The 13,655-nt window shown below is 70.2% G+C and carries 13 protein-coding genes; 5 read left to right on the top strand and 8 right to left on the bottom strand.

Going from position 1 to position 13,655, the window contains the following annotated elements; translation table 11 throughout:
* Positions 1–4 precede the first annotated feature (4 nt).
* On the bottom strand, positions 5–934 hold the full coding sequence (locus tag B7K23_RS09875) for a site-specific tyrosine recombinase XerD (RefSeq protein ID WP_084126425.1): 930 nt from the start codon (positions 932–934) through the stop codon (positions 5–7).
* Between the two features lies 1 nt (position 935).
* The gene (locus B7K23_RS09870; RefSeq protein WP_084126424.1) at positions 936–1,898 is read right to left on the bottom strand and encodes a heme o synthase; all 963 of its coding nucleotides are present in this window, start codon (positions 1,896–1,898) and stop codon (positions 936–938) included.
* A 195-nt stretch (positions 1,899–2,093) separates the two neighbouring features.
* Between B7K23_RS09870 and tkt the strand changes: the two genes are divergently transcribed.
* The 5 genes from tkt to pgl all read left to right on the top strand — a co-directional run bounded on the left by tkt (position 2,094) and on the right by pgl (position 8,918).
* The gene (tkt, locus tag B7K23_RS09865; RefSeq protein WP_234996490.1) at positions 2,094–4,151 is read left to right on the top strand and encodes a transketolase; all 2,058 of its coding nucleotides are present in this window, start codon (positions 2,094–2,096) and stop codon (positions 4,149–4,151) included.
* 2 nt (positions 4,152–4,153) lie between these two features.
* A complete protein-coding gene (locus tag B7K23_RS09860) occupies positions 4,154–5,779 on the top strand; it encodes a hypothetical protein (RefSeq protein ID WP_084126423.1) in 1,626 nt (541 codons plus the stop codon).
* Between the two features lie 72 nt (positions 5,780–5,851).
* Entirely contained in the window at positions 5,852–7,300 is a 1,449-nt protein-coding gene (gene zwf, locus B7K23_RS09855) for a glucose-6-phosphate dehydrogenase (protein WP_234996489.1), read from the top strand.
* Positions 7,297–8,205: a glucose-6-phosphate dehydrogenase assembly protein OpcA gene (locus B7K23_RS09850; protein WP_084126421.1), complete on the top strand. Its 909-nt coding sequence runs from the start codon at positions 7,297–7,299 to the stop codon at positions 8,203–8,205. Before zwf ends, B7K23_RS09850 begins: the two co-directional genes overlap by 4 nt.
* Entirely contained in the window at positions 8,202–8,918 is a 717-nt protein-coding gene (gene pgl / locus B7K23_RS09845; RefSeq protein ID WP_084126420.1) for a 6-phosphogluconolactonase, read from the top strand. The genes B7K23_RS09850 and pgl overlap by 4 nt, the downstream gene beginning before the upstream one ends.
* Positions 8,919–9,502: 584 nt before the next feature.
* Here the strand turns inward: pgl and B7K23_RS09840 are convergent.
* The 6 genes from B7K23_RS09840 to gap form a co-directional block, all read right to left on the bottom strand.
* Positions 9,503–9,784 carry a SelT/SelW/SelH family protein gene (locus B7K23_RS09840; RefSeq protein ID WP_084126419.1) on the bottom strand — a complete coding sequence of 94 codons (282 nt, stop codon included), beginning with the start codon at positions 9,782–9,784 and terminating at the stop codon, positions 9,503–9,505.
* Positions 9,784–10,161, bottom strand: coding sequence for an RNA polymerase-binding protein RbpA (locus tag B7K23_RS09835; protein WP_084126418.1), 378 nt, complete (start codon positions 10,159–10,161; stop codon positions 9,784–9,786). Before B7K23_RS09835 ends, B7K23_RS09840 begins: the two co-directional genes overlap by 1 nt.
* 30 nt (positions 10,162–10,191) lie before the next feature.
* On the bottom strand, positions 10,192–10,437 hold the full coding sequence (secG, locus tag B7K23_RS09830; RefSeq protein WP_084126417.1) for a preprotein translocase subunit SecG: 246 nt from the start codon (positions 10,435–10,437) through the stop codon (positions 10,192–10,194).
* Between the two features lie 90 nt (positions 10,438–10,527).
* Positions 10,528–11,316, bottom strand: a complete 789-nt coding sequence (gene tpiA / locus B7K23_RS09825) for a triose-phosphate isomerase (protein WP_084126416.1) — start codon at positions 11,314–11,316, stop codon at positions 10,528–10,530.
* A gap of 3 nt (positions 11,317–11,319) precedes the next feature.
* Positions 11,320–12,510 carry a phosphoglycerate kinase gene (locus tag B7K23_RS09820; protein ID WP_084126415.1) on the bottom strand — a complete coding sequence of 397 codons (1,191 nt, stop codon included), beginning with the start codon at positions 12,508–12,510 and terminating at the stop codon, positions 11,320–11,322.
* A 106-nt stretch (positions 12,511–12,616) separates the two neighbouring features.
* A complete protein-coding gene (gene gap, locus B7K23_RS09815; protein ID WP_084126414.1) occupies positions 12,617–13,621 on the bottom strand; it encodes a type I glyceraldehyde-3-phosphate dehydrogenase in 1,005 nt (334 codons plus the stop codon).
* Positions 13,622–13,655 lie beyond the last annotated feature (34 nt).

Genomic DNA, 13,655 nt, shown 5'->3' with positions numbered 1-13,655 from the left:
CCAGTCACGGTCGCGCCTCACGGGCGCGCGGGTGCGCCAGCACGTAGGCCTCGCGCAGGGAGTCGCGTGTCACCAGGGTGTACACCTGGGTGGTGGTCACCGACGCGTGGCCGAGCAGCTCCTGCACCACGCGGACATCCGCGCCGCCCGAGATGAGATGGGTCGCGAACGAATGACGCAGCGTGTGCGGGCTCACGTCGGGCACGCCGGCGCGCTCCGACGCGGCCCTGAGGATCGTCCACGCGGACTGGCGCGAGAGGCGTCCTCCGCGCGTGTTGAGGAACAGCGCGGGGGTTCCCTTCCCTGCGGCAGCGAATCCTGGACGTCCCCTCACCAGGTAGGCGTGCAGGGCCCGCGCCGCGAAGGCGCCGAGAGGGACGACGCGCTCCTTGCGACCCTTGCCCCGCAGCAGCACGGACTCCGAGCCCGGCTCGAGCGACACATCGTCCACGTCGAGGCCGACTGCCTCCGAGATGCGGGCGCCGGTCGCGTACACGAGCTCGAGCAGCGCGCGATCGCGCAGCGGTGCGCCCCCCTCTCCCGTCGACGCGGCTTCGAGGATCGCCTCGACCTGATCGGTCGCGATCGCCTTGGGCAGTCGGCGCGGCACCGCGCGGGGCTTGACCTGGAGCGACGGGTCGTCATCGCTCCAGCCCTCCTGGACCGCGAACCGGTGCCAGCCGCGCACCGCCACGACGACGCGCGAGGCGGAAGAGGGAGCCAGCGCGCGTCCGCCGTCCTCCCCCGTGCCGATCGCCTGGGCGAACTCGGAGACGTCGTCGCGCGTGACGCCGCGCAGCGTATCGATCCCGCGGGCGTCGAGGAAGGCCTCGTACCTCGCGAGGTCGCGGCGGTAGGCGGAGAGCGTGTTGTCGCTCAAGCCCCGCTCGACGGCCAGATGCGCCAGGTATCCCTCGCGCTGGCCGGCCAGCACGTCAGGACCAGACCGAGAGCATGTCCGGGAGGAAGGGGTCCACGAGGACCGCGGCGAAGACCGTCGTGAGGTAGACGATCGACTGCCGGAACAGCCTCATCTCCTTGAGCTTCTCGTCCCCGCGCTGCGACCGCACGTAGAGCTGGATGCAGCCGTTCACGAACCACACGCCCGCGCCGAGCGCGACCGCGAGGTACACCCACGACATCCCCGCGACGGGCACGAGGAGGAGGCTCGTCAGCACCATCGCGACCGCGTAGGCGATCATCTCGACGGCGACCCGGCGCGTAGGCGCCACGACCGGGAGCATCGGCACCTCGGCGTGCGCGTAGTCCTTCCGGAACTTCATCGACAGCGGCCAGTAATGCGGGGGCGTCCAGAAGAAGACGATGAGGAACAGCAGGAACGGCGCCCACGAGAGCGAGTCCGTGACCGCGGCCCAGCCGATGAGGGCGGGCATGCAGCCCGCGATGCCGCCCCAGACGATGTTCTGCGGCGTCCGCCGCTTGAGGATCAGCGTGTAGCCGACCACGTAGCCGAGGATCGCGAGCACCGACAGCACCGTCGCGAGGCCCGAGCCGACCACGACCCAGAACCAGAGGGTGCTCACCACGGCGAGCACCCACGCGAAGATCGCCGCGCCGCGGGGCGACACGTCGCCCGTCACGAGCGGCCTGTTGCGGGTGCGGTTCATGATCGCGTCGATGTCACGATCGATGAGGCTGTTGAAGGCGTTCGCACTGCCGGCCGACATGAATCCTCCGAAGAGGGTCGCGAAGGTCAGCCACATCGGGGGCCAGCCGCCTGCGGCAAGCACCATCGCGGGCAGCGTCGTCACGAGCAGGAGCTCGATGATCCGCGGCTTCGTGAGCGCGACGTAGGCCTTCACCACTCGGGTGGCGAGGAGCCACCGGGGGACGGCTGGCGCCGGCACGTCCTGAAGAGCTGGTGCTGGCGTGGGCATGCGTCCAGTGTATGCCGCGATACACGGCGTCTAGGACCTCGGTCCCGCTGAAACGGCGTACGGTGGCACTGTCCGAAGCTCCCTTCCGCGCGCGGCCCCGCCTCATCATGGCCAGGGGCGTGCGCTCGAAGCGGTGCGCCCGTGTGGCCACTAGGCTGTGGACGTCAGATTCGATATCACTTCACTGGAGTATCTGTGAGCCTCAACTGGACCGCCGCTGACCACCGCGCCGTCGACACCCTCCGGGTGCTCGCCGCCGACTCCGTCGAGAAGGTGGGCAACGGCCACCCTGGCACCGCGATCTCGCTGGCGCCGGCCGCCTACCTGCTCTTCCAGAACGTCATGCGTCACGACCCCGCCGACTCCACGTGGGTCGGTCGCGACCGCTTCGTCCTCTCGGCCGGCCACTCGTCGCTGACCCTGTACCTGCAGCTCTTCGCCTCCGGCTACGAGCTCTCGCTCGACGACCTCAAGTCGCTGCGCACCGAGGGCTCCAAGACCCCCGGTCACCCCGAGTACGGGCACACCGACGGCGTCGAGATCACCACCGGCCCGCTCGGCTCGGGCATCGCGTCGTCGGTCGGCATGGCGATGGCGGCTCGCAAGGAGCGCGGTCTGCTGGACCCCGAGTCGGCGGCCGGCACCTCGCCCTTCGACCACTTCGTCTACGTCATCGCCGGTGACGGCGACCTCCAGGAGGGCGTGTCGCACGAGGCCTGCTCGCTCGCGGGCACCCAGGAGCTCGGCAACCTCATCGTGATCTGGGACGACAACAAGATCTCGATCGAGCACGAGACCGACATCTCCTTCACCGAGGACGTCATGAAGCGCTACGAGGCGTACGGCTGGCACACCCAGCACGTCTCGTGGCTCGGCGACGGCGAGTACAAGGAGGACCCGGCCGCACTCTACGACGCGATCGAGGCCGCCAAGGCAGAGACCGGCAAGCCGTCGATCATCCGCCTCAGCACCATCATCGGCTGGCCCTCGCCCACCAAGCAGAACTCCGGCGGCGTGCACGGCTCGGCCCTCGGCGCCGACGAGGTCGCCGGCCTCAAGAAGGTCCTCGGCTTCGACCCCGAGCAGAGCTTCGTCGTCGAGCCCGAGATCCTCGAGCACATGCGTGCCGTCAAGGAGCGCGGCCAGCTCGCGCACTCCGAGTGGAACGCCGGCTTCTCGCGCTGGGAGGCCGAGCAGCCCGAGCGCGCCGCTCTCCTCGAGCGCCTGCAGTCCCGCGAGCTCCCCGAGGGCTGGACCGACGCGCTGCCCGAGTTCGAGGTCGGCACCGCCGTCGCGACGCGCTCCGCGTCCGGCAAGGTGCTCACCGCGCTCGCGCCCGTGCTCCCCGAGCTGTGGGGCGGCTCGGCCGACCTCGCGGGCTCGAACAACACCACCATGGGCGGCGAGCCGTCCTTCCTCCCGCCGCACCGCTCCACGCACTCGTGGCCGAACGGCGACTGGTACGGCCGCACGCTGCACTTCGGCATCCGTGAGTTCGGCATGGGCACGATCCTCAACGGCATCACCCTGCACGGCCTGACCCGCGTGTACGGCGGCACGTTCCTCGTGTTCTCCGACTACATGCGCGCGTCGGTCCGCCTCGCGGCGCTCATGCAGATCCCGACCACCTTCGTGTGGACGCACGACTCGGTCGGCCTCGGTGAGGACGGCCCCACGCACCAGCCGATCGAGCACATCGCGACGCTGCGCGCGATCCCCGGCATCGACGTGCTCCGCCCCGCGGACGCGAACGAGACCGCCTACGCATGGAAGACCATCCTGGAGACCACCGACCGTCCGTCGGCGATCATCCTGACGCGCCAGAACGTCCCGACCCTCGAGGGCACCTCCGCCGAGGGCGTCGACAAGGGCGCGTACATCCTTGCGGGCGCGGACGAGGACGCGGACGTGCTGCTCATCGCCACCGGCTCCGAGGTCTCGGTCGCGCTCGGCGCGCGCGAGCTGCTCGCTGCCGACGGCGTGAAGGCTCGCGTCATCTCGATGCCGTCGCGCGAGCGCTTCGAGCGCCAGGACGCCGCGTACCAGGAGTCGGTCCTGCCCGCCGCGGTCAAGGCGCGCGTCTCGGTCGAGGCCGGCTCCTCGCTCGGCTGGCGCGAGCTCGTCGGCGACGCCGGCCGCGTCGTCGGCGTCGACCACTTCGGCGAGTCCGCCTCCGGTGGCCTGCTCCTCAAGAAGTACGGCTTCACCGCCGAGAACGTCGCGGCCAAGGCTCGCGAGTCTCTCGAGGCCTGAAGTTGACCCAGTTCCTCACCACGTGGGTCGGCGTCGATGACGAGGCTCATGTCGCGGTCACCGTCGGCGGCGACGTCGTCGAGACCGTCCGGTCTCAGGTGCCGACCCTGGTCGAGGAACTCATCGCGTCGCGTCTCGGCGCCGGCGACCCCACCCTGTGGGGCGTCGGCGTCGAGGACGACGCCAAGCTTCATCTGGGCTGGACGCGCCTGCATGAGACCGCGCGTCGCCACCTCGGACCTCTCGAGGAGCTGTTCGTCGACCTGCGGGGCGAGGGCGTCACGCGCGTCGTGCTCGTCGGCATGGGCGGCTCGACGCTCGCTCCCGAGGTCATCTGCGCCACCTACGGCGTGCCCCTCGTCACCCTGGACTCCACCGCGCCCACCCAGGTGAGGCAGGCCATCGGTCGCGACCTGTCGGCGACCGTCGTGGTCGTGTCCTCGAAGTCGGGGAGCACGGTCGAGACCGAGGCCCTGCGCGAGGCCGTCGAGGAGGCCTTCCGGTCTCAGAGCATCGATCCCCGCCGCCGCATCGTCGTCGTGACCGATCCCGGCTCTCCGCTCGAGGCCAAGGCGCGGGAGATCCCCTACCGGGCGCTGTTCCTCGGCGACCCCGATGTCGGCGGCCGCTTCTCCGCACTCTCCGCGTTCGGACTCGTCCCCGCCGCGCTCGCCGGCGTGCCCGTGCTCGAGATCCTCGACGAGGCTGCGGCGGTCGCGGAGTCTCTCGAGGCGGACGACGAGGCCAACCCCGCGCTCATGCTCGGGGCGGCCCTCGCGGGACCTCGCAGCACCCTCGTCGTCTCCGACCACGGCTCTGGCCTGGTCGGCCTGCCCGACTGGATCGAGCAGCTCGTCGCGGAGTCCACCGGCAAGGACGGCAAGGGCGTATTGCCTATCGTCGCGGCGCCAGGCGCCCCGGACCTGCGCCACGGTCACGCCATCGACTGCCGGCTGGTCTCGCTCACCGCGGACGATGACGGCACCGGTCCCGAGATCACGGTCGCTGGCACCCTCGGCGGACAGCTCCTGCTCTGGGAGCACGCCGTCGCCGTCGCGGCGCGACTGCTCGGAGTCGATCCCTTCGACGTCTCGAGCATCGATGCCACCAAGGCGGCTACGCGGGAGCTGCTCGACTCCCCTTCGACTCATGGCGACCCCGCCTTCGTGGACGACGGCATCGAGGTGAGCGGCACCTGGGCCCTCGTCGAGGGCGCCGGGACGGTCGAGGAGTCCCTCGCGCGTCTCGAGGAGTCGCTCGGCGCCGACGGCTATCTTGCGGTGCTCGCCTACCTGGATCGCGACAGCGGCACGGCCCTGCCGCACGCCCGCCGGGCCCTCTCGCAGCGCCTGTCGCGGCCGGTGACCTTCGGCTGGGGTCCGCAGTACCTCCATTCCTCCGGGCAGCTCCACAAGGGTGGGCCTGCGACCGGATCATTCCTGATCGTGACCGAGGGGTTCGCCGATGACCTCGACATCCCCGGTCTCCGCTTCAGCTTCGGCGCGCTGACCCGCGCCCAGGCGGAAGGGGACGCACAGGCGCTCGACGCGCTCGCCCGCCCGGTGCTGCGCCTGCATCTGACCGACCGTTCTCACGTCGCCCGAGTGGCGGCCCTACTGGAGGGATGAACTCACGTGAATCCTCTGCGTGATCCCCGGGATCGCAGACTCCCCCGCATCGCAGGCTCGTGCGGCCTCGTCATGTTCGGCGTGACGGGCGACCTCGCTCGCAAGAAGCTCATGCCCGCGGTGTACGACCTCGCCAACCGTGGCCTCCTCCCGCCCGCCTTCGCCCTCACCGGCTTCGCGCGGCGTGAATGGGGCCGCGAGGACTTCGCCGAGGTCGTGTACGACTCCGTGCGCCAGCACGCGCGCACGCCCTGGAGCGACGAGACGTGGCGCCAGCTGTCCGAGGGCATCCGCTTCGTCCAGGGCACCTTCGACGACCCCGAGGCGTTCGCCGAGCTCCGGCGCACGGTCGAGGACCTCGACGAGCGGCGCGGCACGGGCGGCAACCACGCGTTCTACCTGTCGATCCCGCCCTCGGCCTTCCCGCAGGTCGTGACCCAGCTGCGCGACTCGGGCCTATCCGACCCGCGCGAGGGGACGTGGCGGCGCGTCGTCATCGAGAAGCCCTTCGGACACGACCTCGAGTCGGCGGAGAAGCTCGACGAGGTCGTCTCCGAGGTCTTCCCGCCGGACTCCGTGTTCCGCATCGATCACTACCTCGGCAAGGAGACGGTCCAGAACCTGCTCGCGATCCGCTTCGCGAACCAGCTCTTCGAGCCGATCTGGAACTCCCAGTACATCGACCACGTCCAGATCACGATGGCCGAGGACATCGGCATCGGCTCCCGCGCCGGCTACTTCGACGGCATCGGCACGGCCCGCGACGTGATCCAGAACCACCTCCTCCAGCTCTTCGCGCTCACCGCGATGGAGGAGCCCGCGAGCTTCGAGGCCGCAGACCTGCGCACCGAGAAGGAGAAGGTGCTGCGCTCCGCACAGCTTCCCGAGGACCTCGGCCTCGGCACCGCGCGAGGCCAGTACGCGGCAGGCTGGCGCGGCGGCGAGCAGGTGGGTGGATTCCTCGACGAGGACGGCATCTCCCCCGACTCGACCACCGAGACGTACGCGGCGATCCGGCTCGACCTGCCCAACAGGCGCTGGAACGGCACCCCGTTCTACCTGCGTGCGGGCAAGCGGCTCGGCCGGCGCGTCACCGAGATCGCGCTCGTGTTCAAGAAGGCGCCGTCGCCGTACTTCCAGCACATCCAGGGCACCGACGTCGGCACCAACGCGCTCGTGATCCGCGTGCAGCCCGACGAGGGAGTGACCCTCAGGTTCGGCTCCAAGGTGCCCGGGTCGACCATGGAGGTGCGCGACGTCACGATGGACTTCGCGTACGGCAACGCGTTCACCGAGTCCTCGCCCGAGGCCTACGAGCGTCTGATCCTCGACGTCCTGCTCGGCGATCCGCCGCTGTTCCCGAGGCAGGAGGAGGTGGCGCTGTCGTGGCAGATCCTCGACCCCATCACCACCTACTGGACCTCGCAGGGGCAGCCCGAGCAGTACCGCTCCGGCACGTGGGGCCCCGCGAGCGCTGACGAGATGATGGCCCGCGACGGAAGAGTCTGGAGGCGCCCGTGATCATCGAGCTCCCGAACACCACCACGTCCGCGATCGCGAAGCGGCTCGTCGAGTCGCAGCGCGACGGCGGCGTGATCACACTGGCGCGCGTCATGACGCTCGTCATCGACGCGAAGGGCGCGGACGCCGATGCCGCGATCGAGACCGCCAACGTGGCCTCGCGCGAGCACCCGTGCCGCATCATCGTCATCGCTCCGCAGGACGGTCCCGAGGCCCGGCTCGACGCCGAGATCCGCGTGGGCGGAGACGCCGGTGCGTCCGAGGTGGTCGTGCTGCGGCCGTCCGGCGCCCAGGTGGGCCACGACGACACGCTCATCACCCCCCTGCTGCTGCCCGATGCGCCGATCGTCGCATGGTGGCCCGCCGATGTGCCGCAGGAGTGCTCGGTCACCGGGCTGGGCAAGATGGCCCAGCGCCGCATCACCGACGCGAAGGGCAGCGCGGACCCCGCCTTCGTGCTGCGCTGCCTCGCACATGATCACCGCAAGGGCGACACGGACCTCGCGTGGACCCGCCTCACCCGCTGGCGTGCGCTGCTCGCCTCGGCCCTCGAGCAGGTGCCCGATCCCGTCGTGACCCGCGCGCGCATCCACGGCGACATGAACAGCCCGTCGATCCTGCTGCTCGGCGCATGGCTCAAGAACGTGCTCGGCTGCGAGATCGAGGCCACGTACGACGCCTCGGTCTCCGCCCTGCAGCACATCGTCCTCGAGACGCCGTCCGGCGAGATCGGCATCAGCCGCCCCGACGGACACCACGCGACGCTGTCCCAGCCGGGGCAGCCCGACCATGTCATCGCGCTGCCCGCCCGCACCCTCGACGAGTGCCTCGCGGAGGAGCTGCGCAGGCTCGACGATGACGCCGTCTACGGCGAGACGCTCGCCACCTTTGGAGGTCTGTCATGAACCGCCGCATCCTCGTGATGCCCGACAGGGACGCCGTCGCGCGCACCGCTGCCTCGCGACTGCTCGTCGCGATCCAGGACACGCTCGCCGCGCAGCCTGTCGCCCACCTCGTGGTGACCGGCGGGACCGTCGGCATCGGCACCCTCGCCGAGGTCGCACGGTCCCCTCTGGCCGGAGACGTCGACTGGACGTCGGTGCACGTGTGGTGGGGCGACGAGCGCTTCGTCGCGACCGGTGACGGCGACCGCAACGAGGGTCAGGCGCAGGAGGCCATGCTCGGCGCGCTCCCGCTCCCCGAGGACAACATCCACCGCATGGGATCCAGCAGCGACTTCGCGTCCGCCGAGGACGCCGCGGAGGCGTACCGCGCCGAGATGTCAGCCGCCGGCGATCCCGCGTGGGACGTCCTCATGCTCGGCCTCGGGCCCGACGGACACGTCGCATCGCTGTTCCCTGGTCACGCGAGCTTCACCGAGGGCGGTCCCTCCGCGTATGCGGTGCACGACTCCCCCAAGCCCCCGCCCACGCGCGTGACGCTGTCGCGCGAGACGATCCAGCGCGCCAGGCGCGTGTGGGTCGTCGCCGCCGGTGCGGAGAAGGCGGAGAAGGTCGCCGCATGCGTGCACGGCGACGAGTCGCTGCCCGGCGCGACCGCCAAGGGCACCGACGAGACGCTGTGGATGATCGACGCCGCGGCGGCGACGGGCATCTGACGCGACGCTTTCGCTGATGCGCTCAGAAGGGCCCCGCCGGACGGCGGGGCCCTTCTCGTCTGCGCCACTGCCCGGTCCAGGCCCGGTCCGGGTCCGGCATCGTCCCGGCACCCGCATCGTCCCGGTCCCGGCCCACCGCATCGTCCCGGACCCAAGCATCGTCCGCGCCCGGCCCCAGCATCGTCCCGGCACCCGCATCGTCCCGCTCGCGCGCCAGTGGGCGCTCATTGTGGGTTCTGACCCCGCACTGCGCGCCAGTGGACGCTCATGGTCGTTTGTGGGCGCTCGTCGTACGCCAGTCGACGATTCTGTACCGTCCCGACTGAGAAGGCTCCTCCCGTCGCCATCCACCGCGGCGTGGCCCGCACACCACCCCGCACATCGCCCATGCGCCCCGCGCAGTACAAAAATGCCCACTGGGGCACAATCAGCGGCGTGAAACGACAGTGAGTGTCCACTGGGGCACCGGCGCCCCTACGTATGGCCCGGCCCGCGGCCGGCAAGCGCCCGGACACGCAGAAGCGCCCCCACCTCGCGGCGGGGGCGCTTCTCACATCAGCGGGACAGCGTGGTCGGCGCAGCGGTCAGTGCTTCTTGCCCATCAGCAGGTCGCGGCCCTCGGGCTGCACGCCCTCGGCCGGGCCGAGCTTCTCACGCACCGTCGCGACGATCGCATCGATGTCGAACTCCGCGGGCTTGGAGTAGATCTCCTCGCCGTCGGCCGTGAACGTGAAGACGCCCTTGCGGCCGGTCTTCAGGGTCACGCCCTCGAGCGCGTTGCCGAACTCGTCGAGCAGGCGCGTCTGCGCCTCGGTGGCGCGCGGCAGGTAGCCGCACGGGACGCAGTACTCGATCGTGATCTGCATCAGTCAGCGACCGCGACCTCGACGTCGCCGCGACGCTCGCGCAGGCCGGCGAGCGCCTCGTTGAGCAGGGCCTCGCCCTCCTCGTCCGAGCGGCGCTCCTTCACGTAGGCGAGGTGCGTCTTGTACGGCTCGTTGCGCATCGGCTCCGGGGGGTTGTCCGGGTCGAGGCCTCCGGGAAGACCGCAGCGGGGGCAGTCCCACTCAAGCGGGATCTCCGGGTCCTCGAGCTCCTCGCTCAGCGCGAAGGAGGGCGACGTGACGTGGCCCTTCGCGCAGTAGTAGCTGACCGTCTTGCGCGGCGCGGACTCGCCGCGCTCGTTCTCGCCCATGGGGCCCGCGCCGACGCGCGAGCCGCGGATAGCGTTTCCACCAGCCATCGAGTTGTTCTCCCCCTCAGGATCGGTAGGTCACAGCGCGAAGCGCTGGATGAGGCCAAGAAGCACGATCACGAGGAACCAGGTGATGGCGGCTCCCCACGTGAGTCGGGACAGGTTGCGCTCGCCCACCGAGGAGGACTGGATGCCGGAGGCGATGCCGCCGCCGAACATGTCGGTGATGCCGCCGCCGCGTCCGCGGTGCATGAGCACCAGGCCGATGATCGCGATGCTCAGCAGGACGAGCAACACCCAGAGGATGTTTTCCAGAATTGCCACGGTACTCCCAGGACGTCGTTTGTCGGGTCAAGTTTACGCGACGACGGCGCGACCCGGAACAACCCGGGCCGCGCCGTCGTCAACAGGGGGTCAGCCGACCTGGTGCTCCTTGAAGCGAGCGATCTTAGAGAACTCCTCGGGGTCGAGGCTCGCGCCGCCGACCAGACCGCCGTCGACGTCCTCCTCAGCCATGAGCTGAGCGATGGACGAGGACTTCACCGAGCCGCCGTAGAGCACGCGCACGCCATCGGCGAGCTCCGCGTCGTACAGCTCCGCGAGGCGCGCACGGATCGCTCCGCAGACCTCCTGCGCGTCGGCAGGGGTCGCGACCTCGCCGGTGCCGATGGCCCAGACGGGCTCGTAGGCGATGACGACGTCCTTGGCCTGCTCGGCCGGGAGGTCCTTGAGGGCGCCGTCGACCTGGGCGAGCGTGTACTCGACCTGGCGGCCCTCCTTGCGGATGTCGAGGCCCTCGCCGACGCACACGATCGGGACGATGCCGTGGGCGAACGCCGCCTTGGTCTTCGCCGCGACGATCTCGTCGGTCTCGCCGTGGTACTGGCGACGCTCCGAGTGGCCGACGGCCACGAAGCTCACGCCGAGCTTCGCGAGCTGCACGCCGGAGACCTCACCGGTGTACGCGCCGGACTCGTGCTGCGAGATGTCCTGCGCGCCGTACTTGATCTCGAGCTGGTCGGCGTCCACGAGCGTCTGCACGGAGCGCAGCGACGTGAACGACGGGAGCACGGCGACCTCGACGGACGAGTAGTCGTGCTTGGCGTCGCGGAGCAGCCAGGCGAGCTTCTGCACGGTGTGCGTGCCCTCGAGGTGGTCGAGGTTGAGCTTCCAGTTGCCGGCGATCAGCGGGGTACGTGCCATGTCTCAGCCCTCCAGGACGTCAAGGCCCGGGAGCACCTTGCCCTCGAGCAGCTCGAGGGAGGCGCCGCCACCCGTCGAGATGTGGCCGAAGCCGGCCTCGTCGAAGCCGAGGCGGCGGACCGCGGCGGCGGAGTCGCCACCACCGACGACAGAGAAGCCGTCGGCGTCGATCATGGCCTGCGCGACGGCCTTGGTGCCGCCGGCGAAGTTCTCGAACTCGAACACGCCCATGGGGCCGTTCCAGACGATGGTCTTGGCGTCGGCGAGCTTCGCTGCGAAGAGCTTGCTCGACTCCGGGCCGATGTCGAGGCCCATGCTCTCGGCCGGGATCGCGTCGGCCGCGACGACCTCGAACGCGGCGTCGGCGGCGAAGGCCTCGGCGGCGACGATGTCGGTCGGGAGGACGATCTCCACGCCGTTCTCCTCGGCGGTGGCGAGGTAGCCCTTGACGGTGTCGAGCTGGTCCTCCTCGAGGAGCGACTTGCCAACGCCGTAGCCCTTCGCGGCGAGGAAGGTGAAGACCATGCCGCCACCGATGAGGAGGCGGTCGGCCTTGGTGAGCAGGTTCGCGATGACGCCGAGCTTGTCGGAGACCTTGGAGCCACCGAGCACGACGGCGTAGGGACGCGCGGGGTCGGTGACGGCCTTGCCGAGCGACTCGACCTCCTTCTGGACGAGGAGACCGCCGGCGGCCGGCAGGAGCTTCGCGACGTCGTAGACCGACGCCTGCTTGCGGTGCACGACGCCGAAGCCGTCGGACACGAAGACGTCGGCGAGCTCGGCGAGCTCGGCGGCGAGCGCCTGGCGCTCCTCGTCGACCTTCGAGGTCTCGCGCGCGTCGAAGCGGACGTTCTCGAGCATCAGGACCTGGCCTGCCTCGAGCGCGGCGGCCTTGGCCTTGGCGTCGTCGCCGACCAGGTCGGCGGCGAGCGTCACGGGCTTGCCGAGCAGCTCGGACAGGCGCGCGGCGGCGGGGGCGAGCGAGAAGGCGGGGTCCGGGGTGCCCTTGGGGCGTCCGAGGTGGGCCATCACGATGACCGAGGCGCCCGCGCCGAGCAGCTTCTCGATGGTGGGGACGGACGCGCGCACGCGGCCGTCGTCGGTGATGGTGGTGCCGTCAAGCGGAACGTTGAGGTCGGCGCGCAGCAGCACCTTCTTGCCGCTGAGGTCGCCGAGGGTGTCGATGGTCTTCATCTCAGTCCTTGGAGGTTCGAGTGTGGGTGGTGGCCGTGACATGACGACGCCCGCGAACGCCGGAGCGTGCGCGGGCGTCGCCGTGAGTCACTTCAGGCGAATGCCGTTAGAGGCGCTCGCCGACGTACTCGGTCAGCTTGACGAGCGAGGTCGAGTAGCCCCACTCGTTGTCGTACCACGAGACGATCTTGACCATGTTGCCGTTCACCTTGGTGAGCTTGGCGTCGAAGATCGACTGGTGCGGGTCGCCCACGATGTCCGAGGAGACGATGTCGTCCTCGACGTAGGACAGCGTGCCCGCCATGGCGCCCTCGGCGACAGCCTTGACCGCGGCGTTGACCTCCTCGATCGAGGTCTCCTTGCCGGCCTCGAAGGTGAGGTCGGTCGCGGAGCCGGTGATGGTCGGCACGCGCATCGCGAAGCCGTCCAGCTTGCCCTTGAGCTCGGGGAGCACGAGGGCGACGGCCTTGGCCGCACCGGTCGAGGTGGGGACGATGTTCTGCGCGGCCGCGCGGGCACGACGCAGGTCCTTGTGGGGACCGTCCTGGAGGTTCTGGTCGCCGGTGTAGGCGTGAACCGTGGTCATGAGGCCCTTCTCGATGCCGATAGCGTCGTTGAGGGCCTTCGCGACGGGCGCGAGGCAGTTGGTGGTGCAGGACGCGTTCGAGATGACGTGGTGCGCGGCCGGGTCGTAGTCCGTGTGGTTCACGTTCACGACGAAGGTCGCGTCCTCGTTCTTCGCGGGCGCGGAGATGATGACCTTCTTGGCACCGGCGGTGATGTGCGCCTTGGCCTTCTCGGCGTCCGTGAAGAAGCCGGTCGACTCGATGACGATGTCGGCGCCGAGCTCGGCCCAGGGAAGGTTGGCGGGGTCGCGCTCCGCGAGGGCCTTGATGGCGACGCCGTCGACGTAGATCGCGTCGTCGTCGAAGGTGACCTCCTTCGGGAACTTGCCCAGCACGGTGTCGTACTTGAGCAGGTGCGCGAGGGTCTTGTTGTCCGTGAGGTCGTTGACCCCGACGATCTCGATATCGGCGCCCTGGGCCAGAGCGGCCCGGAAGAAGTTGCGTCCGATACGGCCGAAGCCGTTGATACCGACCTTGATGGTCACAGTTTCTCTCCTCGGCTCGCGCCGAGTCGCTCGG

The organism is Demequina sp. NBRC 110054 (assembly GCF_002090115.1).
Lineage (GTDB): Bacteria > Actinomycetota > Actinomycetes > Actinomycetales > Demequinaceae > Demequina.
Note: the sequence above shows the minus strand (reverse complement) of the source record. Positions and strands in the feature narration are given on the sequence as shown.

Bases quoted from the DNA above. Each gene is read 5' to 3' on its own strand.
- pgl (WP_084126420.1), top strand. From the start codon at position 8,202: ATGAACCGCCGCATCCTCGTGATGCCCGACAGGGACGCCGTCGCGCGC.
- B7K23_RS09820 (WP_084126415.1), bottom strand. From the start codon at position 12,510: ATGAAGACCATCGACACCCTCGGCGACCTCAGCGGCAAGAAGGTGCTG.
- B7K23_RS09835 (WP_084126418.1), bottom strand. From the start codon at position 10,161: ATGGCTGGTGGAAACGCTATCCGCGGCTCGCGCGTCGGCGCGGGCCCC.
- B7K23_RS09840 (WP_084126419.1), bottom strand. From the start codon at position 9,784: ATGCAGATCACGATCGAGTACTGCGTCCCGTGCGGCTACCTGCCGCGC.
- B7K23_RS09870 (WP_084126424.1), bottom strand. From the start codon at position 1,898: ATGCCCACGCCAGCACCAGCTCTTCAGGACGTGCCGGCGCCAGCCGTC.
- zwf (WP_234996489.1), top strand. From the start codon at position 5,852: ATGTTCGGCGTGACGGGCGACCTCGCTCGCAAGAAGCTCATGCCCGCG.
- tpiA (WP_084126416.1), bottom strand. From the start codon at position 11,316: ATGGCACGTACCCCGCTGATCGCCGGCAACTGGAAGCTCAACCTCGAC.